This window comes from Frankia sp. AgB1.9, assembly GCF_016786355.1.
Classification (GTDB): domain Bacteria; phylum Actinomycetota; class Actinomycetes; order Frankiales; family Frankiaceae; genus Pseudofrankia.
Genome location: NZ_JADWYX010000031.1, coordinates 48,909 through 75,530, shown reverse-complemented (window position 1 = coordinate 75,530; position 26,622 = coordinate 48,909). Strand labels below are relative to the sequence as shown.

The window sequence follows — 26,622 nt, the reverse complement described above, 5'->3', positions numbered from 1 at the left end:
CGCGTCAGCCCTCGATTCCGAACGGCAGGCTGAACCGGACGTCGCCCTCGACGAAGTCGCGGATCTCGCGGACGCCGTGGCGCATCATCGCGGCCCGCTCCAGCCCCATGCCGAACGCGAAGCCGCTGTACCGGTCCGGGTCGACCCCGGCGGCGCGCAGCACGTTCGGGTCGACCATGCCGCAGCCGCCGGCCTCGATCCAGCCCTCGTCCGAGCAGACCCGGCACGGCTGGTGGGCGGCCTCACCGCGGCAGTTGAAGCACTGGACGTCAAGCTCGGCGCTCGGCTCGGTGAACGGGAAGTAATGCGGGCGCAGCCGGGTGTTGAGCCCGGAGCCGAACAGCGCGGCGGCGAACACGTCCAGGGTGCCGCGCAGGTCGGCCATCGTGATGCCCTCGTCGACGGCGAGGCACTCCAACTGGCCGAACACCGGCGAGTGGGTCGCGTCCACCGTGTCGTTGCGGTACGTCCGCCCGGGGGCGACGACGTAGACCGGCAGCGGGCGCGACAGCAGCGCGCGGATCTGCACCGGCGAGGTGTGCGTGCGCAGCAGGCGGCCGCTGCCCTCCGGCTCGACGAACAGGGTGTCGTGCTCGCTGCGGGCCGGGTGGTCCGGTTCGAAGTTGAGCGCCTCGAAGTTGAACCAGTCGTGCTCGACCTCCGGGCCCTCCGCGACCTCGTAGCCCATGGCCACGAAGGTGTCGACGAGCCGGTCGGACAGCAGTGCCAGCGGGTGGCGGGCGCCGGGACGCCGGCGCGCGGCCGGCATCGTGACGTCGACCCGCTCCTCGACCAGGACGCGGTCGTCCCGCTCGGCGGTGAGCTCGGCGAGCCGGGCGGTGTGGGCGTCGCGGACGGCGCCGAGCGCCTCGTTGACCCGCTTGCCGGTGTCGGCGCGGTCCTCACGGGCAACCGTGCCGAGCTTCTGGCGGGCCAGCATCAGCGGAGCCGAGCGGCCGTCGACCTGCGCGGTACGGACCGTGGCCAGGTCGGCGAGGTCGGTGGCCGCCGCGAGAGCGGCGAGCGCCTCGGCCACGGCGGCATCGAGGGCCGCCGGGGCGAGCGGACCGCCGGCGGCGGGCTGCGGATCGGTCATCGTGTCGGTCATCGTCATTCGAGTCCGGTGTCAGCCTTTTGATCGGGTGTGGGCCGGCCCCGCGGCACGCGCATCATCACGTCGAGGGGTCGAAACCAGGGTTCCGGGTCGTTCGGCGAAGCCCGCCGGGCGCGCCAGCGGACAGCCGGGATGTCTGCGAGCACATCACAGGCGCTCGGGAAGCCGAACCAGAGGTCGGCGACCAGGCTTGGCCTCCTCGGCCTCGCCCGCCGGAGCGTTCGCGGTGCTTCGGCTCAGCCGAAGACCGGGGCGCCGGCGGGCAGGGCAAATCGGAACTCCGCGCCGCCGCCGGGAGCCCGGCCGACCACGATCGTGCCGCCGTGCGCCTCGATCAGCGCCTTCGCGATGTAGAGCCCGAGCCCGGTGCCGTTGCCCCGGCTGGCCCCACGCCAGAACTTGGTGAAGACCCGGGACGCGTTGGCCTCCGGCACACCGTCACCCTCGTCGGCCACGCTCACCTCGGCTCCCGTCTCCGTGCCGCGCAGTACGACAGTCACGGTACCCGCTCCGTGTCGCAGAGCGTTGTCGACGAGGTTGTGCAGCACCTGCTCGATCTTGTCCGGGTCGATCCACATCTCCGGCAGCTCGTCGTCGATGTGGACGATGAACCGCTCCGCGCCGGCGGCACCGGCGGCGACCTTGCCCTGCAGCACCCGGGTGAGGATGACCTTGGGGTCGGCGATCTGCTTGCGCAGCTGGATGCGGCCGGCGTCGATCCGGGACACGTCGAGCAGCTCGGTCAGCAGGCGGGTCACCCGGTCGGCGTCCGTGTTGACCGTGTTGAGCATGAGCTTCTTCTGCTCGTCGGTGAACCGCTCCCACTTGGCGAGCAGCGTCGCCGTGAAGCCCTTGACGCTGGTGAGCGGCGAGCGCAGCTCATGCGCGACCGTGGCCACGAGGTCCGAGCGGTTGCGCTCGATGCGCTCCCGGCTGGCCGTGTCACGCAGACACAGCGCGACCTGGACGAGCCGCCCGGCCTGCCGGGTGTAGCGCACCGTCACGTTGAAGTCGTGGTCGCGCGTCGGGCCGGCATACGTGAGGCGTCGCTCCGGCTGGCCGGTGACGCGCGGCAGCCGCCGGCCCGCGGTCGAGGCCTCCCACCAGTCGTTGCCCCGCTCGTCGACGAGCGGCAGCACCTCGGTGACGTGCCGGCCGCCGACCGATCCCGCGTCGACGTCCATGAGGTTCGCCGCGGCGGCGTTGAAGACGAGCACCACGCCGTCGGCGTCGGTCAGCACGACCGCGTCGGGGAGACCGTCGTACGCCGTGGCCGACGCGGCAGTCACCGACCCGGCCGGGGCTCCGGACGAATCGGTGGCTGCCGCGGCGTCAGGCGCTCCAGCCGTCGCGAGGCTGGCGTCCGCGTCGTCAGGCTCGCCTGCCGGGCCCGCGACGTCCTGCGGGCCGGCGGCCTGCCCACCGACGCGGGTGGGCGCCGAGGTGACCGTATGCGTCACCGTCGTTCACCTCCCCCGGTGCCGTGCGTACCGGATCTGGCCATTCTCCGCGCCCGGGCGGACGCGTAAAGACAGAGAGCCGTCGCGACCGCAAGATTCAACGACTCGGCCTGACCGTACACCGGCACCCGAAGCACCGCGTCCGCGGCGGCCAGTGCATCCGGGGACAGACCGTGTGCCTCGTTGCCGAACAGCCACCCGGTCGGGCCATCGAGCTCGCCCGCGTCGGCCGCCTCGTAGAGGTCGCGGGCGCCGTGGCCGGAGGTCGCGACCACCTGGCAGCCCACGGCGCGCAGCCAGTCGACGGCGACGCCGAGGTCCGGTTCCGTGACGACGGGCAGGTGGAAAAGGCTGCCGGCGCTGGAGCGGACGCACTTGCCACCGAAGGGGTCGACCCCGTCGCCCGCGAAGATGACGGCGTCCGCGCCGGCCGCGTCCGCGGTCCGGATGACGGTGCCGGCGTTGCCAGGGTCGTTCGCGGCCACACAGACCGCGACGAGGGCCGGGCGGACCAGGCCAGCCTGTCCCAGTTGTCCTGTCCCACCCGCGGGCCAACCCGCTTCGCCGGCGGGCCGGCCCCGCAGGTTGGTGAGATCGGCGAGCCTCGTCGCGGGAAGGGTGGCGACGCCGACCAGGCCCTGTGGGGTGACGGTCTCGGACAGCGCCGCGGCGGCCGGATCGGTGACGGGACGTACCGGCACTCCGGTGTCGGCCACCTTCGCCACGAGCTCGCCGAACCGTGCGGCGGCCGACTCCCCGACGAAGAGGTCGGTGAGCCGGCCGGTCGCGAGCGCGGCCTCGACGGCCTGGAAACCCTCGGCGAGAAAGCGCCCCTCGGCCCGCCGGGCCGAGGGGCGACGCAGCCGCCGGGCCGCCACGACACCGGCTGCCCGGGGCCCCAGTGGCTGGGGCCCCCTCAACGACGCTGTCACCGCAGGCGCGGCGGTCAGGCCGCCGACGACTCCGAGGCCACCGGAGGCACCGCGGCGCGGGCGACCTCGACGAGCGCGGTGAACGCGGCCGCGTCGTTGACCGCCAGGTCGGCGAGGATCTTGCGGTCGACCTCTACGCCCGCGACCTTCAGACCCTGGATGAAGCGGTTGTAGGTCATGCCGTTGGCGCGGGCGGCCGCGTTGATGCGGGTGATCCACAGCTGCCGGAAGTCGCCCTTGCGGGCGCGTCGGTCCCGGTAGGCGTAGTTCATCGAGTGGAGCATCTGCTCCTTGGCCTTGCGGTACAGCCTGGACCGCTGGCCGCGGTAGCCGCTCGCCTGCTCAAGGGTGGTGCGACGCTTCTTCTGGGCGTTGACTGCCCGCTTCACGCGTGCCATGAGGGCACTGTCTCCTAACGTTCTTCGTGGCCGGCAGCCGGGTCTCCGAAGGGAGCACCCGGAACAGCCAACCGGTCACCTAGCGGTCCCACTCGCCGCGCGACCAGAGCCGGTGGCTCGGTCCGTGCGTGGCGAGAGGATCAGCCCAGCGCGCTCGACCCAGCCCCAACGGGCCGGATCACCGCGACGAGCGGTTAACCCAGAGCCTCGAAACGAGGGTTCGCTCGCCCTGTCTAGCGAGCCAGCATGCGCGAGATGCGGCGGTTGTCCGCGGGGGCGAGCACGACCTCGTCGTTGAGTCGACGGGTGCGACGGCTCGTCTTGTGCTCGAGCAGGTGAGCGCGGTTGGCCCGACGGCGCATGATCTTGCCAGAGCCGGTGACGCGGAACCGCTTGGAGGCGCCGCTGTGCGGCTTCATCTTGGGCATGTCGAGTCTCGTGTCCTGATGTAGTTGGAACCTGGCATGTCTTCGGCGAGCGCGCCTGGGGCAGCGTCAGGGCCCGCATTCCGGCAGTGGACATCATGGGCCGGCGCCCGCCGCCCCGTGCCCCGGGCTCCGAACCGCCTTAGCGCGCGGGCTCGGGCTCGGGCCGCCGCTGGCTCGCGCCCTTGTGGGGGGCCATGACCATCGTCATGTTCCGCCCGTCCTGCTTGGGCTGGGCCTCGACGTACCCCAGTTCGGCGACGTCGGTCGAGAGTCGCTGCAGCAGCCGGATACCGAGCTCCGGCCGCGACTGCTCCCGGCCACGGAACATGATGGTGATCTTGACCTTGTCGCCGGCCTTGAGGAAGCGCACGACGTGACCCTTCTTGGTCTCGTAGTCGTGCGGGTCGATCTTCGGCCGAAGCTTCATCTCCTTGATGACCGTCTGGACCTGGTTCTTCCGAGCCTCGCGACGCTTCTGGTCGGACTCGTACTTGAACTTCCCAAAGTCCATGAGCTTGCAGACGGGCGGCCGGGCGGTCGGCGCGACCTCGACGAGGTCAAGATCTGCCTCCTGCGCCAGCCGCATGGCCTCCTGGATCGAGACGATGCCGATCTGCTCGCCCTCCGCGCCGACGAGGCGAACCTCGGGCACGCGGATGCGGTCGTTGATGCGTGACTCTGTGCTGATCTGGTTTCCTCCATGGCTCGACGCGCGGGCATGACCTCACCGCAGCGGAGCACCAAGCTCGGAAATCCGAGCTCCCGGCCGATGCCGCGCCCAAAGGGAACGACTCGACCGACCGGCGACCCGATCACCTTCAGGGGCTGATCGACGGATCCGATCGGCCAGACCCGGCACCTGGGTGCCGGGCGGTGACTCGGGTGGAGGGCGAACCCCCGCTTGGTCCTGCCGACCACCTGGGGCAACCCGCGCGGGCTGTTCCAGGCGCCGCCCCGGTGAGGGCGTAGCGCGACACGTACGGGTCGCTCACCTCAGACGCTCAGGTGGCTGGTGCGCTGGCCGTGGCTACCAGCCTTTTCAGCTGAGCAGCCGTGCCTGGCACCCCCAGGCCCGAACACCGTCACCAGGCCTGGAACACCCGGAAGCGGAACCCTGTGCCGACCGTCGACAGGCGGTCCGAGCCAGCGTAGCAAACCGACTGCCCTAGGTTGAGGCTGGCGGACCTCCTGCCGTGCGGTCAGGACGAACGCCCCGCGCTCAGGCCGGTGCGGCCCGCCGGCGCCAACGGCGTGCCACGAGGCCTCGGCCGAGGCTCGCGCGCAGCGCGGCGGCCTGCGTGGCGTCGACGAACACCACCGCCGGCGCCGGCTGGTTCGCGTCCACGAGGACGGCGGCCCGCAGCCGGCGGGCGATCTCGTCGAACCGGGCGTCCTCCCCTGGCCCATCAGTCTCCCCTGGCCCGTCAGTCGGGACGGCGACGGCGACGGCCGGCCCAGCCGCGGCCGCCTCCGGGCCGGTCACCAGCTCGGCCTGCCAGAGCCGGGCGCCGCGGGCGAGCCCGGCGGCGGCCAACGCGTCCAGCTCGGCCGCGACCCGCGACCGCAGACGCTCATCCCACGGCCACGCCGCCGGCCGCAGCCCGGTCGCCGGACCGGCCAGGTCCGGCCCGGGCCCCTGTCCACCGCTGTCGGCCCCCGCTGGCGTTGGTGAGCCTCCCTGCGAGTTGGCCGGGGTCGGTTCTGTCGGGCCCTCCGTCTGGGCCGAGGCCCCCATCTCGGCCAGGCCCCCCAGCTCGGGCTCGGGCCCCAGCTCGGTCTCGGGTCCCAGCTCGGGAGTCCGGGGCCCTGCCTCGCGTGTCCCGGGTCCCGTCTCGGGCGCACCGGCGAGGGCGCTGACGTCGAGGGTGGCCGTGACCGGGCCGGCGACGTCGACGACCACGGTCCGATGGCCCAGTCGGGCCGCCTCGGCGCACGCGTCCAGCGCGGCGACCGGGACAGGCCTGGCCGCCGAGCGCCACGCCGACAGGGCGGCCGCGCTGCTGAACACCGGCAGCGCCGTCGCCCCGGAAGGCAGCCGCAGGGTGGCCAACACCATCTCGGACTGCTTCTCGCCACGGAGTCCCGGCCTGCCCGGATGCCGGTGACCTCGGGCCAGCTTGTGCTTCCGACCTCGCCCGGCTGGGTCTGGGTCTGTGCCGGCACTGTCCGGGCCGGCCCTGTCCAGATCGACCAGGTCGGCCGGGTCGACCCGGTCAGCCCCACCCAGATCGGCCGGGTCGGCGCCGGCCCTGTCCGGGTCGGCTCGGTCAGCCGGGTCGGCCCTGTCCGGGTCGGCTCGGTCAGCCGGGTCGGCCGGGTCGGCCGGGTCGGCCGGGTCGGCGAGCTCTATCAGCCGGGACTCGACACCGACGAAGACGCGAGCGTCGGCCAGCGCCTCGGCGACGGCAACCTCGTCGCCCGACTCCAGCGCGGCCCGCAGCCGCGGGTCCGCCTCGCCCGCGTCGCCCTGGCCCGGCGGGGTCATCAGGTCGACTGCCACCGGCCAACCCTATGGTCCGGCTGCCGCGGCGACATTGGCCGGTCGTTGATCGCCATTTCGGCCGTCCTCTGGACCCTGCTGGCCTATCCGAGTCCGGGGTCTGCGTCTGTCCCTACGTGGTATCGGCGAATCTGCCCCGCAGGCGACCGCCAGGCGCCGTGACCGTCAGCGTTTGGCCGTCCCCCTGATCGCCAATTCCACCTCTGGCAGCTACGGAACAATCCGGGACCGTGCTGCCTTATCTGGGCCTTCAGTCGGCGCTCAGTCCTAGGTGGTGATGGCGGGTCTCGTCTGTGGCCGACCGCCCAGTAGGACTCAAGATCTGGTGCGCGAACCTTGGCACGAGCGGCGCCGAGCACCCGGACCGGGCGGGTCGGGCGGCGGCGCGCCACACCATCTCCGGTGGATCTTCAGGTTGGGGATGGCGCCGATTTCCATACGCGATCGCGGATCTCCGGCGGTGTCCAGCCGCTGCAATCGACAAGATCGCGGACCTGGTATGGAGAAAAAGCGCATATGGGGCGTGCAGCGACTATTTCGATACCAGACTGGCGATCATCACACCTCAGCGCGCCGCCGACGGTCGATGATCGCCAGTTTGGTACGCAAACCGGCGTGGAGCATCCGCATCGACGGCGGCATGATCGTCACCGGGTGAATGGCCCACCAGTTTCCCCTGCACATCCGGTGGTCAAGGACGCCTGATCACTCGTTGCGCAGGCAAGACGGCGCTCGGTGCCCCAATTCATCCCCTTTATCCCTGCGCAATTCTCGATCAAGGTGCGGCAGCTGGCCGGATGATCGGCGTCTGCGCAGGCAAGTCGGCGCCTCGGATCAGGCAAGTCGGCGCCGGGGGCCAGGCGCACCACCACCGAGCGCATGGCTAGCGCTGACGGAAGTCCTGGCGGACAGCATGTTCTGTCACTGACGTGGCGCACCGTCTCAGATACCTGGCGGACCGTTCAGGGACGTGGCGGACCGTTCAGGGACGTGGCGGACCGTTCAGGGACGTGGCGGACCGTTCAGGGACGTGGCGGACCGACTCAGATACCTGGTGGACGGTTCAGGGGCGGGGCGGACGGTCGGCGCGCGAGCTGGGCACCGTGGGCGTGTCAGGCGGATCGAGCCGCGACCGAGAGCGAGGTCGGGCCTGCGGGCCCGAGATCGCCGGACCCTGGGACCGTGCCTGACCCTGGGACCGTGCCTGACCCTGGGCACGGGCCTGCGCCTCGGCCCGAGTCGGGTCCACGGGGCCGAGCGGGGCCTCGTCGACCGTCTCGGCGAGCAGCATGAACGCCTCCCGGGTCCGGGGGCGCAACCGCTCCCAGACCAGGGGCGCGCCACCGGAAAGCGTCGGGTCGAACGGGATCGTCACGGGCGGGTGCCCGGCCCCCCCCCGCGCCGGGGGCGCCGGCGCCCCGCGGCGGACGGGGGCGCGGCCCCGCGACCCCGGGCGGCCCGACGCCGGTCCGGCGGACCCGGGCGTCGTCTCGACGTAGGCGACGACGGCACCGCCCGGCAGGTCGGCCCGTGCCGAGGCCAACGCGGTCAGCGCGTCCTGAGCGGCTCCGACCTCGGTGAACCGCGTCGGCTCGGCACCAGCCGGCCGCGCGAGGCCCCGTCGGTTGCGCGTGACCGGTTCGGCCCGCGCGGTGAGCACGACGGTGTCCGCGCGGGCCAGCAGCACCGCCGGCACGGGCTGGGTCCAGCCGGGCGGGCCGTCGATGACCAGCGTCGGGAAGAGCCGTTCGAGCAGGTCGACCACCCAGGCCGCCTCCGCGGCGGTCAGCCCGGGACCGGTGAGGTCGCGCAGCCCGGGCAGTACCTCCAGACCGGAATCACCGGCCGTCGCCAGGAATCGGCGGGCCTCCGTGAGCGACCCGACCGACGGGGTCGCGGCAAGCTCGCGCAGGCCGACGCCGCGGCCGGGCACGCCGGCGCGGTCGGCGAGCGGCCCGCCCTGGTCGGGGCAGGCGTCGACGGCGACCACCCGGCCACCCCGCAGCGCGGCCAGCGCCATCCCGAGCCCGACCGCCACGGTGGTCCGCCCGCTGCCGCCACCGAAGCCGCCGACGAGCACCCGTCGACCGTCCACCCGAGTCGCCGGGACGGGGGCGAGAACTCCGCGCCCCGCGAGTTCCATCCCGCGCCGCCACGCGGCCGCGAACGCCTCCGGCGACCCCGCGGCCTGACGCGGCGACGCATCCCACGCAAAGGCGGGCGTGGACCCGCCCGGCGCGGGCCAGGCCGACCCAGGCACCTCGGGCACCGGCCAGGCCGGCAGCGGCCAGGCGGGCACGGGCGCGGGCGCGGCGGAAGCCGGCGGGCTGGCTGCCTCCGGCAGCGCCGGGCGAACCGGTCGCCCCTCTGGCAGCGCCGGGTGGGCCGCTGGGTGAGCAGGCTGCCCAGCCAGGTGGGCCTGCTGCCCCGGCACGGGCCAGGGCGACGGCGTGGCCGGACCGGGTGGTGGGACCACCGGTGGGTGCGCGGGCGGAGGCGCCGACGGCCGGGCGGGCCCGGGTCCGACCACGGCCGGCGGTGGGTAGACGACCGGGACGGATCGACTCGGCGCGGGTGATGGCAGGGGTGGGCCCTCGGGCGCCTCGCCGGGCGGCGGGAACGTCGGGCGCGGTGGGCCGTAGCCGAACCAGACGCGCGGCGGGTCCTCGCCGCCGGCCGGGCTCGCCGCGTCGTCGCCGGGCTGGCCGGACCGGTCCGAGCCCGGCTGACTGACCCGCGGCGTCCCCGGCCCAGCCGCCGTCGCCCGCGGATCTGCCGTCGCCCGCGAAGCTGACGCCGCGGGCGAGGCGGGGTCTCCTGGCTGAAGCCAGGCGGCATAGCCGCTCTGGTCCAGGCTGTCCGGCCACCCGTCGGGGCCTGGCGGCCCAAACGGTTCCCGCGCCGACGCGGAATCCGTCGACGCGGCGGCATCGGACGGCGTGGCGCGGTCAGACCATGGCGTGAGATCAACCGGCGTTCTGAGATCAGTGGGCGTCCCGAGGTCACCCGGCAACGCGAAGCCGGGCGAACCGGCACCATCGGGCGAACCGGCACGATCAGGCACCCCGGCGTCCCGCGCGACCAGTTCGTCCCGCACAACGGCGTCGTCCCGCACAACGGCGTCGTCCCGCACAACGGCGTCGTCCCGCACAACGGCGTCGTCCCGCACAACGGCGTCGTCCCGTGCCACCGCGCCGCCGGGCTCCCCCGCCTCGTCGTCGGGCCTGACAGCGCCGTCGGGCCTAGCAGCGTCGCCGTCGGGCCTAACAGCGTGGTCAGGCTGACGGGTGGGATCGGGCGCAGCGGCCGGCCCGTCGGAGTGGGTGACTGGCGAGACGGCGGCCTCGGCGTCAGCAGCCCGCGCCGAGCCGGGCGGTCCCCACCAGGAGCCGCGCGGCCGGTGCGCCGGAGCCGGGACGAGCCCGACGTCGGGGACCCACCCGCCCACGGCCAGAGGCGCGGGCGGCCCGTCGGCCCGGGCGGACGGGCCAGGGCTCGCCGAGGCGCCCGTCGGCGCTGGGCCCTCGACAGCGCGGACCGGAGGCGCCACCGCCGCCGATGGCGGCAACGCGGGCCGAGCCGGCGGGGCGGGCCGGGCCGGCGGGGCCACTGCCGGGCGCGCCGGCCTCGGCGGCACCGCGGACGCCGGCGGCGACGAGGCCACGGCAGGGTGGGAGCCGGTCGGGTGGGAGGCGGCCGAGTGGGAGGCGGCCGACGACGGGTCACGGTCCAGGGGAACGGCCGCGAGGCGACGGTCCCCGGCCCGGGGGTTCGAGGCGGTGGCGCGGGCCCGCGCCGACGGACGACGTACCATCGCGCGCTCGCCGGTCCCGTCCGACAGGCGCATGCCCAGCAGCGAGACCGGGCGAGCGTCGCCGCCCCCACCGGGCGCCGGAACCGTCACGGTCCCGCCGTCGCCGGTGTCGCCAGACTCGTCCGCGGGCTCGGGAGACCCGTACTCACCGGGTCTGGCCTGGCCCGACGGGGTCGAGGCCGGCTCGCCGTCGCCGTCGCCCGTCACCGACGCCACGCGCACGCCACGTCACCCCGCTCCCCAGCCGATACCGCCCCCTGCGCAACCACGGGGTCAACTATCACCGCTGACCCACGTTCGGCGCCGCAACGCAAGGAGACCGATACACCGAGACAACACGGTCTCTCGTCGCACCCCGTCAGACAAGTCCGATGGCGTCCGCGTTGTCCTGGTCACCCAGCTCGTGGCGAAAGAAGCGAGAAATCGGCCTCAGGCGAGCGGTTGGAGCTCGGTGAGCACGAGGGCGGTCTCAAGCGCCGCGAGGGCCGCCTCGCGGCCCTTGTCCTCCACGGATCCGGGCAGGCCGGCCCGGTCCCTGGCCTGCTCGACCGTGTCGCAGGTGAGCACGCCGAAGCCGACTGGCACGCCGTTGTCGAGGCTGACCCGCAGCAGGCCCTCGGTGACGTACTTGCAGACGTAGTCGAAATGGGGGGTGCCACCGCGGATGACCACCCCGAGCGCGACCACCGCGTCGTGGTGGGCCGCCAGCCGGTCGGCGACGACCGGCAGCTCGACGGCGCCGGCCACCCGGACGACTGTCGGCTCGACCACGAGCTTCACGTCCTGCGCGGCGCGCAGCGCGCCCTCCAGCAGCGCGTCGGTGATCTCGCTGTGCCACCGGGTGGCGACGATCCCGAGGCGTACCTCGGACGCCTCCGGCAGCACCTCCTGTGGTGCCCCGAACCCACTCACCGACCGTCCCCTCCTCGGCTGGCCTCGGCCACCCGACGGTGACCGGTGAGCCGCCCTCGAACTCGCCCGTTGCCACTGGTGCCATTGCCACTGGTGCCGTTGACGTTCCCACGCCCGGGGGCCGCGCCGTCGGCCGCCTCGCCGCGGGCGTCGGCGTCAGCGTCGAGGACGTCGGCGGCCGTGGCGACCGCCTCGGCCACGGCCTGTGCGACCACCTTGACCGGGACGGCGGGCACCGCGGCGGCGACCGCCTCCGCGACCGCGTCGGCCACCACCTCGGGCAGCTCGGGGAGGCCGGGAATGTCGTGGCCCATCCGGTCCCGCTTGGTGGTGAGGTAGCGCAGGTTCTCCGGTGTGTGCGCGACCGGCAGCGGGACCCGCTCGACGATGCTCAGCCCGTAGCCCTCCAGCCCGGACCGCTTGGCCGGGTTGTTGGTGAGCAGGCGCATCCCCCGCACGCCCAGGTCGACGAGGACCTGCGCGCCGATGCCGTAGTCCCGGGCGTCGGCCGGCAGGCCCAGTGCCAGGTTGGCGTCCACGGTGTCGTGCCCGGCGTCCTGCAGCTGGTAGGCGGCGAGCTTGTGCATGAGGCCGATGCCCCGGCCCTCGTGCCCGCGCATGTAGAGCACGATGCCGCGGCCCTCGGCGGCGACCATCCGCAGCGCGGCGTCCAGCTGGGTGCCGCAGTCGCAGCGCAGCGAGCCGAAGACGTCGCCGGTGAGGCACTCGCTGTGCACCCGGACCAGCACGTCGGTGCCGTCTCCGATGTCGCCGCGGATGAGCGCGACGTGCTCGACGCCGTCGAGCGTGCCCCGGTAGCCGACCGCGCGGAAGGCGCCGTACTTGGTCGGCAGGCTCGCCTCCGCGACGCGGACGACCTGCATCTCGGTACGCCGCCGGTAGGCGACGAGATCCGCGATCGAGATGAGGACCAGCCCGTGCTCGCGCGCGAAGACGACGAGCTGGGGCAGTCGGGCCATCGTGCCGTCGTCGTTGACGATCTCGCAGATGGCCCCGGCGGGCCGCAGCCCGGCGAGCCGGGCCAGGTCGACGGCCGCCTCGGTGTGGCCGGGGCGGCGCAGCACGCCGCCCTCGCGGGCACGCAGCGGGAAGATGTGGCCGGGCCGGGACAGGTCGGTGCTCACGGTCGCCGCGCCGGCGAGCAGCCGCAGCGTGTGGGCCCGGTCGGCGGCGGAGATCCCGGTGCTGACGCCCTCGCGGGCGTCGACCGACACGGTGAAGGCCGTGCCCATCCGCTCGGTGTTCGTCGGGACCATCTGGCCCAGGTCGAGCCGGTCGGTCTCGTGCTCGGTCAGCGGCGCGCAGATCACCCCGGAGGTGTGCCGCACCATGAACGCGACCAGCTCCGGCGTCGCCATCTCGGCGGCGAAGATCAGGTCGCCCTCGTTCTCCCGGTCCGCGTCGTCGACGACGACGACCGCCTGGCCGGCGCGGATCGCGGCCACCGCGTCCTCCACCGTGCCGAAGGCGCTGGTCAGATCCTCGGCTGGCGGTGTCGCGCACACGGTGGTCGCGCTCATCGGTCGGCTCCCTTCAGGCTGGCGACCGTCGGGCGGGCGGCCTCGGGCGAGTCCGCCCGCGGCGGGCCGACGGGTGGTGCTGGCAACAGCGGGGACGGGTCCAGCCGCCCCACCGTGGTGGGCAGCTGGCCGAGAACCGCGCCGGCCACCTGGCCGAGGACGGGAGCGGCGAGCTTCTCCACGTACTTGGCGACGACGTCGACCTCAAGGTTCACCGGCGCGCCAACATTCCGGGCGCCCAGCGTCGTGTCGGCGAGCGTCGTCGGGATCAGGCTCACGGTGAAGGACGCGGGCACGTCGGCGGTGGCGGGTGTGACGTCGACGACGGTGAGGCTCACGCCGTCGACGGTGATCGAGCCCTTCTCGACGAGGTAGCGGTCGAGCCCGGCCGGCAGCGCGATCCGCACGACCTCCCAGTGCTCGTCCGGCGCCCGGTCGGCGATCGTGCCGACGCCGTCGACGTGCCCCTGGACCAGGTGGCCGCCGAGCCGGTCGGCGAGGCGCACCGGCCGTTCCAGGTTGACCCGGTCGCCGGCCGTCAGCGCGCCGAGCGCCGAGCGCCGCAGCGTCTCGAGCATCACGTCGGCGGTGAAGACGCGGGTACCGGTGCGCGGATCGACCTCGCCCGGCGGCGTGAAGGACGTGACAGTGAGACAGACGCCGTTGACGGCGATCGACGCGCCGTGGCGCACATCTTCCAGTACGGCCGTGGAGCCGATGGTCAGCTCGGCCGCGGTCGCGTGCTCGATGACCGCTGCGACAGTGCCGAGTTCCTCGACGATGCCGGTGAACATCCGACCTGCGTCCTTCCCGTCCGGCGCCCGAGCCGGGGGGAGCGAGGGAAGGACGTCACGCAGGGTCCACGGGCGGCACCGGGCCATCCGGCGCATCGCCGGATGCCGACGCCGCGACGCACGCCGGCCGGAACGGATCCGCCCAGCGCCACGGGGCCCCGCGCGCTGCCTCCCATCCGGACTTTCACCGTCGGTCCCGGAATTCCACCAGGTCCACCGCCCACCAACGGTGGGACGGGTCGCGGACTGTTACCGCCGGCTCGGAATTTCACCGACCCCGGAGCGCGCGTGCTGCTGTGGTCTCCCCGCCGACGGTTGTGGCCGCGGCTGGGAGGTGTTGGAACTTGCCTACTGGTAAGTCTGGCACACAAGCCGGGCCAACGCGGCAGCTCACCGGCCAGATATGCCGCAGTAGACACATTTGCGAGGTTCAGCGGTAACAGTCGGGTGACGAACCTCACCCGGCGCCACGTCGACCGGTCGCCGTCGACGTCAGTCGGCGAGCAGGTGGGCGTTAGCCGCGCGTACCCCGGCCGCGAGGTCTGGCCGCTCGACGACCGTGACACCCGCGGCGGCGAGCAGCTCGGCGCCCTGGCAGTCGACGAAGAGCGCGGGCTCGCGCCAGGCGAACACGACCCGGCCGATCCCGGCGGCCAGCGTCAGCTCGGTGCAGGTCCGCGGCCTGGAGGCCCGCGCGCTGCACGGCTCCAGCGAGCTGTAGAGGGTGGCGCCGGCCAACCGTGGGTCGCCGGGCGCGAAGCCGCGCAGGGCGGCCTCCTCCGCGTGGTCGCGCGGGTCGCCCGCCCGGGACCAGCCCTCGGCGAGCACCGTCTCCCCGTCCGGGCCGACGATCACCGCGCCGACCGAGAAGGCCGTCCGCGCCGGCGGGCAGCGCAGCGCCAGCTCGACGGCGTACTCCAGCCAGCGCCCGTCGACGTCGCCCGCGTCCGTCTCGGTGGCCACGTCAGGCCGTCGTCTCCCGGTCGGGCGCCGAGAGCCGCGGCGCCGCGCGCAGCGCCTGCGCCCGCAGCGCCTCGACAGCCGCGCCCGGGTCCGCGAGGCCGTAGACGGCGGTGCCGGCGACGAACACGTCCACCCCGGCGGCGGCGGCCCGCTCGATCGTCTCCGCGTTGACGCCGCCGTCGATCTGCAGCCACAGGTCCAGGCCGCGCTGGTCCAGCAGCCGCCTGGCCGCCTGGATCTTGGGCAGCACGCTGTCCATGAAGGTCTGGCCGCCGAAGCCCGGCTCGATCGTCATCAGCAGCAGCAGGTCGAAGCGGTGCAGGTCGTCGGCGTAGCCCTCGACCGGCGTGGCCGGCTTGACGGCGAGACCGGTGCGGGCACCGGCGGCCCGGATCGCCTCGGTGGTCCGCGGCAGGTTCTCGACCGCCTCGGCGTGGATGGTGACGTTCGCCGCGCCCCGCTCCGCGAAGCCCGGGGCCCAGCGGTCCGGGTCGGAGATCATCAGGTGGCAGTCCAGCGGCGTCTCGGTCACGGCGCGCAGCGCGGTGACGGTGTCGCCGGAGAAGGCCAGGTTGGGGACGAAGTGGTAGTCCATGACGTCGACGTGCAGCCAGTCCGCCCGGCCCTCGACCGCCTGGGCCGCGTCCGCGATCCGGCCGAAGTCCGCGGCGAGCAGGCTGGGATAGATCTGCGCGATGGCCACCCTGCGAGGGTATGACGGGCGCCGGGACGGCCGTCGGGACGCTTGCCCGGCCGTAGCATGGAGCTAATCCGCTCGTTGAAGGAGTTCCGTCTTGGCCGTCCGTGACATTCGCCTCTTCGGAGATCCGGTCCTGCGGACGAAGGCCGAGCAGGTGACGACCTTCGACAAGGAGCTGCGCAAGCTCGTCAACGACCTCGGCGAGACGATGTGGGAGGCCAGCGGCGCCGGCCTCGCCGCGCCGCAGCTCGGCGTCTCGCTGCGGGTCTTCACCTTCCTCGACGACGACGACGAGGTCGACCACCTGATCAACCCGGTGCTCGGCCCGTTCTCCGAGGAGCTGCAGGACGGCGAGGAGGGCTGCCTGTCGCTGCCCGGCCTGTCGTTCGAGCTGAAGCGGCCCGAGCGGGTGCTCGCGATCGGCCAGAACATGTACGGCGACCCGGTCCAGGTCGAGGGCTCCGGCATCGTCTCCCGCTGCCTGCAGCACGAGACCGACCACCTCGACGGCATCCTGTTCATCGACAAGCTGGACCGCGAGACCAAGAAGGCCGCGATGAAGGCCATCCGCGAGGCGGAGTGGGCGAACGAGCCCACCCCCGTGGTCAAGGCCTCCCCACACCCCCTGTTCGGCCGCGCCGTCTAGACCGGCCGAACAGCCCGGCCCAGCACGGTGATCACCGGGGTGATCGCCGTTTTGGCCCTCGCGCGGTCACGATCCGGCCCGGGCTACGACCAGTCGAGGGCCGAAACGGCGATCTTGGGCTGACGCAGCGCGGCCGAGCGAGGTCAGCTCTCCCCCATCGCCGGGAGATCCGCCGCGGCCAGGTCGGTGTGAGTGAAGTCGTCTCCTTTGAAGAGGAGCGGTTCGCGGCGGACCGACGCGAGCGCGTAGGCGAAGCAGTCGCCGAAGTTGAGCCGCGCGGGACTGCCGCTGCCCCGCCCGAAGTCCTGGTATGCCCGCCTGGCCAGCATCGCCTGCTCCACGGTCACCGGGACGACCTCGATGTCGGCGGCTCTGATGAGTTCATCAAACCGACGGCTGGCGACAGGGTCACGTGCGGAGTCGATCACCACGGCGGCCTCCACGTAGTTCACCGCTGACATCGCGGGTGTCCGCGCCGCCACCAGCGCGGCGGCGAAGCGGCCCGCGTCCGGCTCAGCCCGCGTGATGGCGACAAGCGCCGACGAATCGACGATCATGCGGGCAGGCCACGGTCGTCGTAGAGATCCTCGACGGTCATCTCGTGGGAGCGCAGCGCCGCCGCGATCTGGCGGCCGAGACCGACGATCCGGTCCGCCCGCTGCTCCGGTGGCTCGCCACCGGCACGCACCCGCTCTAGCCGTTCACGCAACGCCACGATGACGGCGGTGGTGATGCTCTCGCCAGTGAGCTCGGCGAGCTCACGACCGAGACGCTGGGCCTCGTCGTTCTTGATGTTCAGCGCCATGACACCCGACCCCCGGGCCGATACTCCACGGTGTCGTTCCACCCTGGTAGCGAGAAGTTCCACCATGGTACCTCCTAGGCCGTCCCGCATCGAGGAACGGAGTTCGGACCTGACTGTTGGGTCAGACACTGACTAACCAAACAGTAGCAAACGCGGCAGACGGAATCCGGCTCGCGGGCGAGGCGGCCGGACAGGTCCACGTCCCCGGTGCCACACCGGCCCCTGGTCCGGACCAGGTAGAGGCCTGTGACGCCGAGATCGCGCGCGTCCGGAGAGGGTCGGGGTGGCTCGGCGCCGCTAGGTTAGGGTTTCGTCTTTCGCCACGATGGACATCCACGAACTCTGAAACGGGCCGAGGCAGCGGCGTGACCCCGCGCGCCCGGCGGATCGGTGCGGCTACATGCGACTCGTCTTCGCCGGCACACCGGCGGTGGCCATCCCGAGCCTGCGCCGGCTGCTGGACAGCCCGCGCCACGAGGTGGCCGCCGTCGTGACCAGGCCGGACCGGCCTGCCGGCCGGGGCCGCCACATCGCCCGGTCCCCGGTCGCCGAGCTGGCGGACGAGGCCGGCGTGGAGGTCCTCGCGCCGGAGCGGCCTCGCGACCCGGACTTCCTGAGCCGCCTCACCGCGATCGCCGCGGACTGCGCCCCGGTCGTCGCCTACGGCGCACTGCTGCCCAAGGCGGCGCTGGACATCCCCCGGCACGGCTGGGTCAACCTGCACTTCTCGCTGCTGCCCGCCTACCGTGGCGCGGCGCCGGTCCAGCGGGCGGTCCTGGCCGGCGAGGACATCACCGGCGCGAGCGTCTTCCAGATCGAGGAGGGCCTCGACTCGGGCCCGGTCTTCGGCACCCTGACCGAACGGGTCCGCCCCCGCGACACCTCCGGCGACCTGCTCGAACGGCTCGCCGTCGTCGGCGCGGAGCTACTGCTCGCGACCATGGACGGGATCGAGGACGGCGTCCTGGAGCCGCGGCCGCAGCCGGCCGACGGCGTCACGATCGCCCCCAAGCTCACGGTCGAGGAGGTCCGGGTCGACTGGACGCTGCCCGACTTCGCGATCGACCGGCTGGTCCGGGCCGCCACCCCGGCACCCGGCGCCTGGACGACCTTCCGGGACGCCCGGGTGAAGCTCGCCCCGGTCCGCCCGGCCGCCGGCGCTGTCCAGACCCCACTGCCACCGGGGCAGCTCGTCATCGCGGGTAAGGACACCGTCGCGGTCGGCACCGGAACCACCGCGGTGCTGCTCGGCGAGGTCCGCCCGGAAGGCAAGGCACCGATGCCCGCCGCGGCCTGGGCCCGCGGTATCCGCCCCACCGACGGCGAGGCCTTCGCGTGACCAGTCCCACCGGCCGGCCCCGTCCCAGCGCCGGAGGCGGGCCGCCGACGGCCAAGGTCGACGACGCGCGGATGCTCGCCTGGGAGGTGCTGCGGGCGGTCGACGAACGCGGCGCCTACGCGAACCTGCTGCTGCCGAGCCTGCTCGCCCAGCGCCGGCTCACCGGCCGGGACCGCGGCTTCGCCACCGAGCTGACCTATGGCGCGCTGCGCGCCCAGGGCCTGCTCGACGGCCTGCTCGACACGGTCACCAGCCGGCCCGTCGCCACCGTCGACCCCGGCCTGCGGGACGCGCTGCGCCTGGGCACCTACCAGCTGCTGCGGACCCGGGTCCCGGCGCGGGCCGCCGTCGGCACCACCGTCGACCTGGTTCGGGCGACCGCCGGCGAGCGGCCGGTCCGGTTCGCGAACGCGGTGCTGCGCCGGGTCGCCGACCGGGTGGCCGAGACCGGCGGCGACATCGCCACGATGCTGTCCGCGCCCGCCTTCGACCGCGACCCGTTCGGCCACCTCGCCGTGGTGACCGCCCATCCGCGCTGGATCGTCGAGGTATTCGCCGACGCGCTCGACGGTGACCTCGACGAGACCCGCGCGGCGCTGCAGGCCGACGACACCCGCCCGGCCGTCCACCTGGTCGCCCCGCCGGACCAGCTGAGTCGGGACGAGCTGCTCGCCGAGGTGCACGAGGCCGGCCTCGCCGGCGAGCCGGGCCGCTACTCGCCGTTCGCCGTCGTCCTCGCCGGGGGCGACCCCGGCACGCTGCCGGCGGTGGCCGCCCGGCGGGCCGCCGTGCAGGACGAGGGCAGCCAGCTGGTGGCGCTGGCGCTGGCCCGCACCCCGACGGCCGGCCCGGACAGCGGCGTCACCGTCGACCTGTGCGCCGGCCCCGGCGGCAAGGCGGCGCTGCTGGCCGCGCTTCTCACCTCGGGCCAGGTCGGCGAGACCCTCGGGCTGCCGGAGCCGGCGCTGCTGGCCTTCGAGCCGCGGGCGTCGCGCGCGGGTCTCGTCGCCGCCGCGCTGGCCGGCCGGCCGGGCGCGTTCGCGGTGCGGGCCGACGGACGGTATCCACCGCTGCCGGCTGGCCGCGTCGACCGGGTGCTCGTGGACGCGCCGTGCACCGGCCTGGGCGCGCTGCGTCGCCGGCCGGAGGCCCGCTGGCGCAAGCTCGCCTCCGACGCGACCACACTCGCCCGGCTGCAGCGCCAGCTACTGGTCAGCGCGCTCGATCTGGTCCGGCCCGGCGGGGTCGTCGCCTACGTGACCTGCTCGCCGCACCCAGCGGAGTCCGTCGAGGTGGTCGCCTCGGTGGTCGAGCAGCACGACGCCGTCACCCTGCTCGACGCCCGTCAGTCCCTGCCGGGCGTCCCCGCACTCGGCGACGGCCCGTTCGTACAGCTGTGGCCGCACCGCCACGGCACCGACGCGATGTTCCTCGCGCTGCTGCGCCGGGACAGCTGACCGCGCTGGCGCCACCTCGGCGCCAGTGATCGGCGATCGGGCCCTCCGATGGTCGCAAAATGGCGCCGAACAGGACCACAGCGGGGCCGAAACAGCGATCATGACCGGTCGGGTGGCCCGCGATCGAGGGACTGGGCGCCGCACGTCGCCAGCGGGTGGGACGGGAGCCTGGTCCGGGCCTTCCTGCGAGCGGGGGTCGGGCGGGGCTGGGGCGGGGCCGCACCGCCGGTCGGTCGTCAGGTCGGGGGTGGCGCCGATTTCCATACCCAGTCGTGGATCTTCGGCGATGTCCGGCCGACACGACCTACAAGATCGCAGACCTGGTATGGATAAAAGGCGCATACCGGGCGCAGGGCGACGGTTTCGATACCAGACTGGCGATCATGATGGGTGACCGGGCCACCGACCGCCGATGATCGCCGGCCTGGCATCGAAACCGTCAAGGAGCCGCGGAACGCGCAGATCCACCGTCCCGCGGAACGCGCAGATCAGCCGCCCTGCGGAACGCGGAGATCAGCCGCCCTGCGGAATACCTCGGGCGCCGGGGCGCCCTGGGTGGCGGTTGCGCGGTGGGCGGGTCGTCGGTCAGTCGGGCGGTCGGGGTCCGCGCGCCCGGTTCGCCTGCGCATCTGGCGATCTTCGAACTGTCCGGCGGCAGGTAACAGTCATGATCGCCAGATGTGCAGGAATAAATACGACAAAACGGGGCATCGGGCGACGATTTCCCCTGCCCAACCCGCGATCATGAACAACCTCGACGGTGCCAGGGCGCGATGATCGCCAATTGCGCAGGGGAAACGGCAGCCGCGAAAGGCCGACCTCCCAGAACTGACACGCCACACAACCGCTGACCAGGCGGCCACCTCCCCGAGACAGGCGATCGCCACCCAGGCCTGCGACGCCGTCGCGGACGGCACCCACGACCCGAGATCACTCCCGTCCTAGTTTCACTTGCGCGATATCTGAAACTAAGGGGCCGGCTTGGTTTCGGTTACGGGGCCTGGCTTGGCTCGGGCCGAGGTCAGCCGAGGTCAGCCGAGGACCACGGGGTCCAGCTGGACACGCAGGCCGGCGGCGGCTCGGCGGGCGTCGAGGACGCCGTGCGCGGCGCGCAGCGCGTCGGCCAGCTCGGCGCCCTCCTTGCGGGGGACCCGGACCAGCAGCCGCTCTCGCGGACCGCCGTCGGACTCGGGTCCGCCCTGGCCGGTGGCCGGGTCGCCGGCGGGGCGGCGAGGCGGCGAGGCGACCGGCACCGGGCCGAGCACCTCGGCGTCCGGCGGCAGAGCGGCGGCGGCCAGGAACTCACGCAGGGTCGGCGCAGTGCCCTCGACGGCCGCGATCCGCGCCGCCGGGGGGAACCCCAGCTCGGCCCGGTCGTCCGCCTCCCTGGCGACGAACCAGGCCGGGTCCCAGCGGATGAGCGCCTGCACGGGGGCCAAGCCCTCGTCGGCGACGACCACGACCCGGCCGCCGGACGGCCCGGGCCGCGCGAGCGCGGCAGCGTTCGCCCAGCGGCGCAGAGTTTCCTCGCCCGCGCGCAGGTCGGGGCGGCCGAGCATCGCCCAGCCGTCGAGCAGCAGCACCGCGCCGTAGCCGCCCTCGGCGACCGGCTCGGCCCCGGGTGTGGCGACGACCAGCGTGGGGGCCGCCGAGACCGCGGCGAGCACCTCGTCGCGCCCGGAGGTACGAAGCGCGACCCCGGGGAAGGCTCGGCCCAGCTCCTCGGCGGTGCGCCGGTCACCCGTCACCGACACCCGTAGGCGGGTGTCCCCACAGGCCGGGCAGGCCCACGACACGCCGGGCACCGAGCGTGCCGCCGGGCCTCTACCGACCGTCTTGCCTGCCCGGGCCGTTCCCACGGCGGCAGCCGCGCCTGCGTCGGTGGTGTCCGCCGTGGGCGCGGGGCGGCCGCACCAGCCGCAGACCGGGACACGCCCGCCGGCGGGCCGGCCCAGCGGGCCGTGGCAGTGCGCGCAGCGGGCCGGGCGGCGGCAGGACGCGCACGCGAGCGACGGCTGGTAGCCGCGTCGCGGCACCTGGACGAGCACGGGATGGCCGGCGGCCAGCGCCTCCCGAGCTGTCCGGGCCGCCAGCGACGGGATACGCGCTATCCGGGCGGCCTCGTCGCGGGCCGCCTCCCAGTCCGACCCGGTCGCCCGGACCAGCGGGGCCAGCGCCCGGACCGTGCCCCTGGGCAGGACCAGCGGGTGCGCCCAGCCGGAGCGGGTCAGCGCCTCGGCATCAGCGGACGGCGCGTGCCCGCCGACGAGCAGGGCCGTGTCCTCCAGGTGGCTGCGCAGCGCCGCCACGTCCCGGGTATGTGGGTAGGGAGCGCGGGGCTCGGCGTGCAGGTCGTCGCCGTCGTCCCAGACGACGATCAGGCCCAGGTCGGCGACGGGGGCGAACCCGGCTGCCCGCGTACCGACCACGACCCGGGCCTCGCCCCGGGCCACGGCCAGGAACCGGCGGTAGCGCTCGGCCGGCCCGAGGTCGGCTCGCAGCACCGCGACCAGCGGCTTCTCGGCCCCGGCGGCGGCCAGATCCGCGGTGAGGACATCCGCGAGCCGGTCGACGTCCCGATGATCCGGGACGACCACCAGGACGCCGCGCCCGCCAGCCAGGGTCGCGCGCGCGGCCGTCGTGATCATCGCCGGCCAGGCCGGGCCGGGCGGCGCCCACCACACCGCGCGCGGCGCGCGTCCCGCGGTGAGCGCGGCCAGCAGGCTGGGACCGGCCGGGTAGCGCCGCCACTCCCCCGGCTCGACCGGCGCCGGCGCCGCGGCGGGTTCGGCCACGCCCGGCGACGTGGCGCCCGTCGGGGCCTCGGTCGAGGCCACGCCCGGCGTCGGGGCCTCGAGCGAGGCCGAGCCCGGGGCCTCGGTGGCCGAGGGAGCCGGTTGCCTGGAGGTCGCGGTCGGGACGGTGGCCGCCCGTTCGGCCGCGGCGTGCCGGGGCGGGATCGCGAGGCGCAGGACATCGGCGAGGGTGCCCGCGTAGCGGTCGGCGACGGCCCTGGCCAGCCGGGCCACCGGCGCGGACAGCACCGGTTCCGGGGAGATCACCTTGGCCAGCGGGGCGAGCCTGCCGTCATGGTCCGAGCGCTCCAGCCGCTCCAGCACGAAGCCGTCGACGAGCCGCCCCGCGAACCGGACCCGCACCCGGGCCCCGGGCACGGCGCCGGCGGCCATCGAGGCCGGGACGAGGTAGTCGAACGGCCGGTCCAGATGGGCGAACCCGACCATGGCCGCCACCCGGGCCACCGGCAGCTCGCTGGAGATCTCCGCGTCCCGGCTGGCCGGGCGCTTGCGAGCCGGCCGTTGACCCGCGGGCTCGGCGGTGCGGCCACCGCCGTCGGCCGTCGCCCGCCCTGGCGCCCGGCGCGCGGAGGCATGGCTTCCGGGCGGCTGGCTCCCGGGGGACCGCTCGTCAGGCAGCGGCTGGCCGGGCGGCGCCGGGGCCGCGGACAGGTCGCCGCCGGGCAGGTCGAGCCCAGGCAGCAGGTCCATGCCCGCATTCGTACCAGCCGCCTGAGACAGGCCTACCACCACCCGGACGTACGACGGCCCGGCCCCACGATGTGGGACCGGGCCGAGGTCGGAGCGATTCGCCGCTCCCTGACAAGGTCGGCCAGCCGCCTTGACTGCCGTTCTGGCCCTCTAGTGGTTGTAAAACACGCCCGGATACAACCAGCAGAGGGCCGAAACGGCGATCATGAGGAGACCGAATCGGGGCTAGCCCTGTCAGGGGCGGCGGGTGGCGCGTCCCGATCAGCCCTTGACGATCTTGGCGAGGGCCTCGGCGCGGCCGGTGGACTCCCAGGTGAAGTCCAGCTCGGGGCGGCCGAAGTGGCCGTACGCCGCGGTCGGCGCGTAGATCGGGCGGAGCAGGTCGAGGTCGCGGATGATCGCGGCCGGCCGCAGGTCGAAGACCGTGGTGATCGCGTCGGAGATCTGCTCGTCCGGGACGACGCCGGTGCCGAAGGTCTCGACGAACAGACCGACCGGGTGCGCCTTGCCGATCGCGTAGGCGACCTGGACCTCGCACTTGGTGGCGAGGCCCGCGGCGACGACGTTCTTGGCGACCCAGCGCATCGCGTAGGCGGCGGACCGGTCGACCTTGGACGGGTCCTTGCCGGAGAACGCGCCGCCGCCGTGACGGGCGTAGCCACCGTAGGTGTCAACGATGATCTTGCGGCCGGTCAGGCCGGCGTCGCCCATCGGGCCGCCGATCTCGAAGCGGCCGGTCGGGTTCACCAGCAGCCGGACGCCTTCGGTGGCGATTTCCAGCGTCGCCAGCTCGGGGTCGACGACGTACTCCTTGACGTCGGGCGCCAGCAGCGTCTCGAGGTCGATGTCGGCCGCGTGCTGGCTGGAGACGACGACGGTGTCGAGCCGGACCGGCCGGCCGTCGACGTACTCGATCGTGACCTGGGTCTTGCCGTCCGGGCGCAGGTAGCCGACCTGGCCGTCCTTGCGGACCGCGGACAGCCGACGGGCCAACCGGTGCGCGAGCGCGATCGGCAGCGGCATCAGCTCGGGGGTCTCGTCGCAGGCGAAGCCGAACATGAGGCCCTGGTCGCCGGCGCCCTGCTTCTCGAGCTCGTCCTCGACGGAGCCCTCGACGCGGGCCTCGTAGGCGGCGTCGACGCCCTGCGCGATGTCGGGCGACTGCGAGCCGATCGAGACGCTGACGCCGCAGGAGGCCCCGTCGAAGCCCTTCTTGGACGAGTCGTACCCGATCTCCAGGATCTTCTCCCGGACGACCGAGGCGATGTCGACGTAGGTCTTGGTGGTGACCTCGCCCGCGACGTGCACCTGACCGGTGGTGATCAGCGTCTCGACGGCGACCCGGCTCTTCGGGTCGTCCTTGAGCATCGCGTCGAGGATGGAGTCGCTGATCTGGTCAGCGATCTTGTCCGGGTGTCCCTCGGTGACGGACTCGGACGTGAACAGGCGCGTCGCCACTTGGTGGTCTCCCTGAAAGATCCGACAGATTCCGACGAAGTTTACCGATGCGCGTCGCGGAGCATCGAGCGCTACCGGCGGACGTGGCCAGGCTTTCACTCTCGCGCCCAGCGCCGCTCACACTGGTGAAATATCTCGCCGCAGCCGCGCGGCCACGAGGTCCAGGACGCGATGGGCCAGCAGGTCCTTGGTCGTGCGCTCGATCGTGGTCGTCGAGCCGTCGGATCCCAGGACCACCGCGGCGTTGTGGTCGACCTCGAAGCCGAGGCCCGCGCCGACCTCGTTGACGACCAGCAGGTCCGCGGGCTTGCGGGCCAGTTTCGCCCGGCCCAGGCTGAGCACGTCGCCGTCCGGGCCGCCGGTCTCCGCGGCGAAGCCGACCAGTACCTGCCCGGGCGGGCGGGTGGCCCGGGTGGCGACCAGCTCGGCGAGCACGTCCGGGTTCGCCTCCAGCTCCACCGGAGCCGGGACGCCGGCCTCTTTCTTGATCTTGTGGTCGACCCGCTTGGCCGGCCGGAAGTCGGCGACGGCGGCCGTCATGACGACCACGTCGGCGTCGGCCGCCGCGGCGTGCACGGCCTCCCGCAGGTCGAGCGCGGACACGACCCGCACGACGCCCGCGCCGGCCGGGTCCGGCAGCGCGACGTTCGCCGCGACGAGCGTCACCCTGGCCCCGCGGGCGACGGCGGCGCGGGCCAGCGCGTAGCCCTGCCGGCCGCTGGAGGAGTTCCCGAGGAAACGCACCGGGTCGAGGTGCTCCCGGGTGCCGCCCGCGCTCACGACGACGTGGCGGCCGCCCAGGTCCGGGCTCGCGGCCCGCGGCCCGAGGGCGAGCACGGCGCGGGCGACGGCGGCGATCTCGACGGGCTCGGGCAGCCGGCCGGCGCCGGAGTCGGGACCGGTAAGCCGGCCGACGGCGGGCTCGATGACGACCGCGCCCCGTTCGCGCAGCGTCGCGACGTTGGCCCTCGTCGCCGGGTGCTCCCACATCTCGGTGTGCATCGCGGGGGCGTAGACGACCGGGCAGCGGGCGGTCAGCAGCGTGCCGGTGAGCAGGTCGTCGGCGCGCCCGGCCGCGGCCCTGGCCATCAGGTCGGCGGTCGCCGGGACGATGAGCACCAGGTCGGCCTCACGGCCGATCCGCACGTGGGCGACCTCGTCGGCGTCGGCCCACACGTCGGTGTGGACGGGGTGGCCCGACAGCGCGGCGAAGGTCGTCTCGCCCACGAACCGCAGCGCGGCCGGCGTCGGGACCACCCGGACGTCGTGCCCGGTCTCGGTGAGCCGGCGCAGCACCTCCAGCGCCTTGTAGGCGGCGATGCCACCGGCCACCCCGAGGACGACGCGCGGACGACCGCCGTCCGGCGCTGCGCCGGACACCGTCAGGAGACGGGCGGCAGCGACTCGGGAGCCGCCTCGTGCGTGAGCAGCCCCGCGTTGATCTCGCGCAGCGCGATCGACAGCGGCTTCTCCTGGGCGCTGGTCGGCTCCACCAGCGGGCCGACGTACTCCAGCAGGCCCTCGCCGAGCTGGGAGTAGTAGGCGTTGATCTGACGGGCGCGCTTGGCCGCGTAGATCACCAGGCTGTACTTCGAGTCAGTGGCCTCGAGCAGCTCGTCGATCGGCGGGTTGGTGATGCCCTCGGGCTGGGCCGGCGTACCGGACAAGGTGTTCCTTCCGGTGGGACGGGTCGATCGGCTTCCGATCGGCCGGTCACGAGTGTGGGGCGGGCGACACCGAACGGTGTTCCGGTCGCGCGGGCATGCGGTGTTTCGGGGGCTTGCGGTGCTTCAGGAAATGCCGTACTGCCGGAAATGCGGTGTCTCGGGGGTGCGGGGATCGCCCCCCGCGGGCG

Annotated in this window: 23 protein-coding genes and 1 riboswitch; of the genes, 4 read left to right on the top strand and 19 right to left on the bottom strand. The window is 73.9% G+C overall.

What is annotated here, in order from left to right; all coding sequences use genetic code 11:
- Positions 1-4: 4 nt before the first annotated feature.
- The 7 genes from pheS to I6A60_RS14655 all read right to left on the bottom strand — a co-directional run bounded on the left by pheS (position 5) and on the right by I6A60_RS14655 (position 6,832).
- Positions 5-1,096: a phenylalanine--tRNA ligase subunit alpha gene (gene pheS, locus I6A60_RS14685; RefSeq protein ID WP_238435432.1), complete on the bottom strand. Its 1,092-nt coding sequence runs from the start codon at positions 1,094-1,096 to the stop codon at positions 5-7.
- 254 nt (positions 1,097-1,350) lie between these two features.
- Positions 1,351-2,574: an ATP-binding protein gene (locus tag I6A60_RS14680; protein ID WP_203022175.1), complete on the bottom strand. Its 1,224-nt coding sequence runs from the start codon at positions 2,572-2,574 to the stop codon at positions 1,351-1,353.
- Positions 2,571-3,524: a TrmH family RNA methyltransferase gene (locus tag I6A60_RS14675; protein WP_374113367.1), complete on the bottom strand. Its 954-nt coding sequence runs from the start codon at positions 3,522-3,524 to the stop codon at positions 2,571-2,573. The genes I6A60_RS14680 and I6A60_RS14675 overlap by 4 nt, the downstream gene beginning before the upstream one ends.
- Complete coding sequence (gene rplT / locus I6A60_RS14670) at positions 3,521-3,904, bottom strand: 50S ribosomal protein L20 (protein WP_013422879.1); 384 nt, start codon at positions 3,902-3,904, stop codon at positions 3,521-3,523. Before rplT ends, I6A60_RS14675 begins: the two co-directional genes overlap by 4 nt.
- 233 nt (positions 3,905-4,137) lie before the next feature.
- Positions 4,138-4,332, bottom strand: a complete 195-nt coding sequence (rpmI, locus tag I6A60_RS14665; RefSeq protein WP_045875640.1) for a 50S ribosomal protein L35 — start codon at positions 4,330-4,332, stop codon at positions 4,138-4,140.
- Between the two features lie 139 nt (positions 4,333-4,471).
- Positions 4,472-4,984: a translation initiation factor IF-3 gene (infC, locus tag I6A60_RS14660; RefSeq protein ID WP_374113366.1), complete on the bottom strand. Its 513-nt coding sequence runs from the start codon at positions 4,982-4,984 to the stop codon at positions 4,472-4,474.
- Positions 4,985-5,551: 567 nt separating this feature from the next.
- Positions 5,552-6,832, bottom strand: coding sequence for an SseB family protein (locus I6A60_RS14655; protein ID WP_307873679.1), 1,281 nt, complete (start codon positions 6,830-6,832; stop codon positions 5,552-5,554).
- A 499-nt stretch (positions 6,833-7,331) separates the two neighbouring features.
- Here I6A60_RS14655 and I6A60_RS14650 point away from each other — a divergent pair, with 499 nt between their 5' ends.
- The gene (locus I6A60_RS14650; protein ID WP_203011836.1) at positions 7,332-7,490 is read left to right on the top strand and encodes a hypothetical protein; all 159 of its coding nucleotides are present in this window, start codon (positions 7,332-7,334) and stop codon (positions 7,488-7,490) included.
- Positions 7,491-7,895: 405 nt separating this feature from the next.
- On the opposite strand, the gene I6A60_RS14645 is transcribed toward I6A60_RS14650, so the two are convergent.
- The 6 genes from I6A60_RS14645 to rpe form a co-directional block, all read right to left on the bottom strand.
- Complete coding sequence (locus I6A60_RS14645) at positions 7,896-8,975, bottom strand: chromosome partitioning protein (RefSeq protein WP_203055635.1); 1,080 nt, start codon at positions 8,973-8,975, stop codon at positions 7,896-7,898.
- 2,100 nt (positions 8,976-11,075) lie between these two features.
- Positions 11,076-11,558: a 6,7-dimethyl-8-ribityllumazine synthase gene (gene ribH, locus I6A60_RS14640; RefSeq protein ID WP_013422874.1), complete on the bottom strand. Its 483-nt coding sequence runs from the start codon at positions 11,556-11,558 to the stop codon at positions 11,076-11,078.
- Positions 11,555-13,099: a bifunctional 3,4-dihydroxy-2-butanone-4-phosphate synthase/GTP cyclohydrolase II gene (locus tag I6A60_RS14635; RefSeq protein WP_203024532.1), complete on the bottom strand. Its 1,545-nt coding sequence runs from the start codon at positions 13,097-13,099 to the stop codon at positions 11,555-11,557. The genes ribH and I6A60_RS14635 overlap by 4 nt, the downstream gene beginning before the upstream one ends.
- Entirely contained in the window at positions 13,096-13,893 is a 798-nt protein-coding gene (locus I6A60_RS14630; protein WP_203024533.1) for a riboflavin synthase, read from the bottom strand. Before I6A60_RS14630 ends, I6A60_RS14635 begins: the two co-directional genes overlap by 4 nt.
- Positions 13,894-14,051: 158 nt before the next feature.
- A riboswitch (FMN riboswitch) is annotated at positions 14,052-14,183 on the bottom strand.
- Positions 14,184-14,385: 202 nt separating this feature from the next.
- Positions 14,386-14,856: a dCMP deaminase gene (locus I6A60_RS14625; RefSeq protein ID WP_203024534.1), complete on the bottom strand. Its 471-nt coding sequence runs from the start codon at positions 14,854-14,856 to the stop codon at positions 14,386-14,388.
- Between the two features lies 1 nt (position 14,857).
- The gene (rpe, locus tag I6A60_RS14620) at positions 14,858-15,559 is read right to left on the bottom strand and encodes a ribulose-phosphate 3-epimerase (protein WP_203024535.1); all 702 of its coding nucleotides are present in this window, start codon (positions 15,557-15,559) and stop codon (positions 14,858-14,860) included.
- Positions 15,560-15,650: 91 nt separating this feature from the next.
- On the opposite strand from rpe, the gene def reads away from it, so the two are divergent.
- Entirely contained in the window at positions 15,651-16,202 is a 552-nt protein-coding gene (def, locus tag I6A60_RS14615) for a peptide deformylase (protein ID WP_203024536.1), read from the top strand.
- A 143-nt stretch (positions 16,203-16,345) separates the two neighbouring features.
- Here def and I6A60_RS14610 read toward each other — a convergent pair whose 3' ends face one another.
- Together I6A60_RS14610 and I6A60_RS14605 are read right to left on the bottom strand one after the other, a co-directional pair.
- A complete protein-coding gene (locus tag I6A60_RS14610) occupies positions 16,346-16,759 on the bottom strand; it encodes a type II toxin-antitoxin system VapC family toxin (RefSeq protein ID WP_203024537.1) in 414 nt (137 codons plus the stop codon).
- Positions 16,756-17,007, bottom strand: coding sequence for a type II toxin-antitoxin system VapB family antitoxin (locus I6A60_RS14605; RefSeq protein WP_203024538.1), 252 nt, complete (start codon positions 17,005-17,007; stop codon positions 16,756-16,758). Before I6A60_RS14605 ends, I6A60_RS14610 begins: the two co-directional genes overlap by 4 nt.
- A 400-nt stretch (positions 17,008-17,407) precedes the next feature.
- Here I6A60_RS14605 and fmt point away from each other — a divergent pair, with 400 nt between their 5' ends.
- Entirely contained in the window at positions 17,408-18,346 is a 939-nt protein-coding gene (gene fmt / locus I6A60_RS14600; protein WP_203024539.1) for a methionyl-tRNA formyltransferase, read from the top strand.
- A gap of 71 nt (positions 18,347-18,417) precedes the next feature.
- Positions 18,418-19,803 (top strand): RsmB/NOP family class I SAM-dependent RNA methyltransferase, encoded by a 1,386-nt coding sequence (locus I6A60_RS14595; RefSeq protein WP_238435454.1) that lies wholly within the window; start codon positions 18,418-18,420, stop codon positions 19,801-19,803.
- Positions 19,804-20,834: 1,031 nt separating this feature from the next.
- Here I6A60_RS14595 and I6A60_RS14590 read toward each other — a convergent pair.
- From I6A60_RS14590 to rpoZ, 4 genes are all read right to left on the bottom strand, one after another.
- On the bottom strand, positions 20,835-23,309 hold the full coding sequence (locus I6A60_RS14590) for a primosomal protein N' (protein ID WP_203055634.1): 2,475 nt from the start codon (positions 23,307-23,309) through the stop codon (positions 20,835-20,837).
- A 261-nt stretch (positions 23,310-23,570) separates the two neighbouring features.
- Positions 23,571-24,767, bottom strand: coding sequence for a methionine adenosyltransferase (gene metK / locus I6A60_RS14585; RefSeq protein WP_203024542.1), 1,197 nt, complete (start codon positions 24,765-24,767; stop codon positions 23,571-23,573).
- 117 nt (positions 24,768-24,884) lie between these two features.
- On the bottom strand, positions 24,885-26,147 hold the full coding sequence (coaBC, locus tag I6A60_RS14580) for a bifunctional phosphopantothenoylcysteine decarboxylase/phosphopantothenate--cysteine ligase CoaBC (RefSeq protein WP_203024543.1): 1,263 nt from the start codon (positions 26,145-26,147) through the stop codon (positions 24,885-24,887).
- Positions 26,148-26,149: 2 nt separating this feature from the next.
- The gene (gene rpoZ / locus I6A60_RS14575) at positions 26,150-26,434 is read right to left on the bottom strand and encodes a DNA-directed RNA polymerase subunit omega (protein ID WP_013422862.1); all 285 of its coding nucleotides are present in this window, start codon (positions 26,432-26,434) and stop codon (positions 26,150-26,152) included.
- Between the last annotated feature and the right edge of the window lie 188 nt (positions 26,435-26,622).

Excerpts from the sequence above, each read along its gene's own strand:
- pheS (WP_238435432.1), bottom strand. The coding sequence starts at position 1,096 with ATGACCGATCCGCAGCCCGCCGCCGGCGGTCCGCTCGCCCCGGCGGCC.
- rplT (WP_013422879.1), bottom strand. The coding sequence starts at position 3,904 with ATGGCACGCGTGAAGCGGGCAGTCAACGCCCAGAAGAAGCGTCGCACC.
- rpmI (WP_045875640.1), bottom strand. The coding sequence starts at position 4,332 with ATGCCCAAGATGAAGCCGCACAGCGGCGCCTCCAAGCGGTTCCGCGTC.
- I6A60_RS14650 (WP_203011836.1), top strand. The coding sequence starts at position 7,332 with ATGGAGAAAAAGCGCATATGGGGCGTGCAGCGACTATTTCGATACCAG.
- I6A60_RS14645 (WP_203055635.1), bottom strand. The coding sequence starts at position 8,975 with ATGGAACTCGCGGGGCGCGGAGTTCTCGCCCCCGTCCCGGCGACTCGG.
- I6A60_RS14635 (WP_203024532.1), bottom strand. The coding sequence starts at position 13,099 with ATGAGCGCGACCACCGTGTGCGCGACACCGCCAGCCGAGGATCTGACC.
- I6A60_RS14630 (WP_203024533.1), bottom strand. The coding sequence starts at position 13,893 with ATGTTCACCGGCATCGTCGAGGAACTCGGCACTGTCGCAGCGGTCATC.
- I6A60_RS14610 (WP_203024537.1), bottom strand. The coding sequence starts at position 16,759 with ATGATCGTCGATTCGTCGGCGCTTGTCGCCATCACGCGGGCTGAGCCG.
- I6A60_RS14605 (WP_203024538.1), bottom strand. The coding sequence starts at position 17,007 with ATGGCGCTGAACATCAAGAACGACGAGGCCCAGCGTCTCGGTCGTGAG.
- fmt (WP_203024539.1), top strand. The coding sequence starts at position 17,408 with ATGCGACTCGTCTTCGCCGGCACACCGGCGGTGGCCATCCCGAGCCTG.
- I6A60_RS14595 (WP_238435454.1), top strand. The coding sequence starts at position 18,418 with ATGCTCGCCTGGGAGGTGCTGCGGGCGGTCGACGAACGCGGCGCCTAC.
- I6A60_RS14590 (WP_203055634.1), bottom strand. The coding sequence starts at position 23,309 with ATGGACCTGCTGCCTGGGCTCGACCTGCCCGGCGGCGACCTGTCCGCG.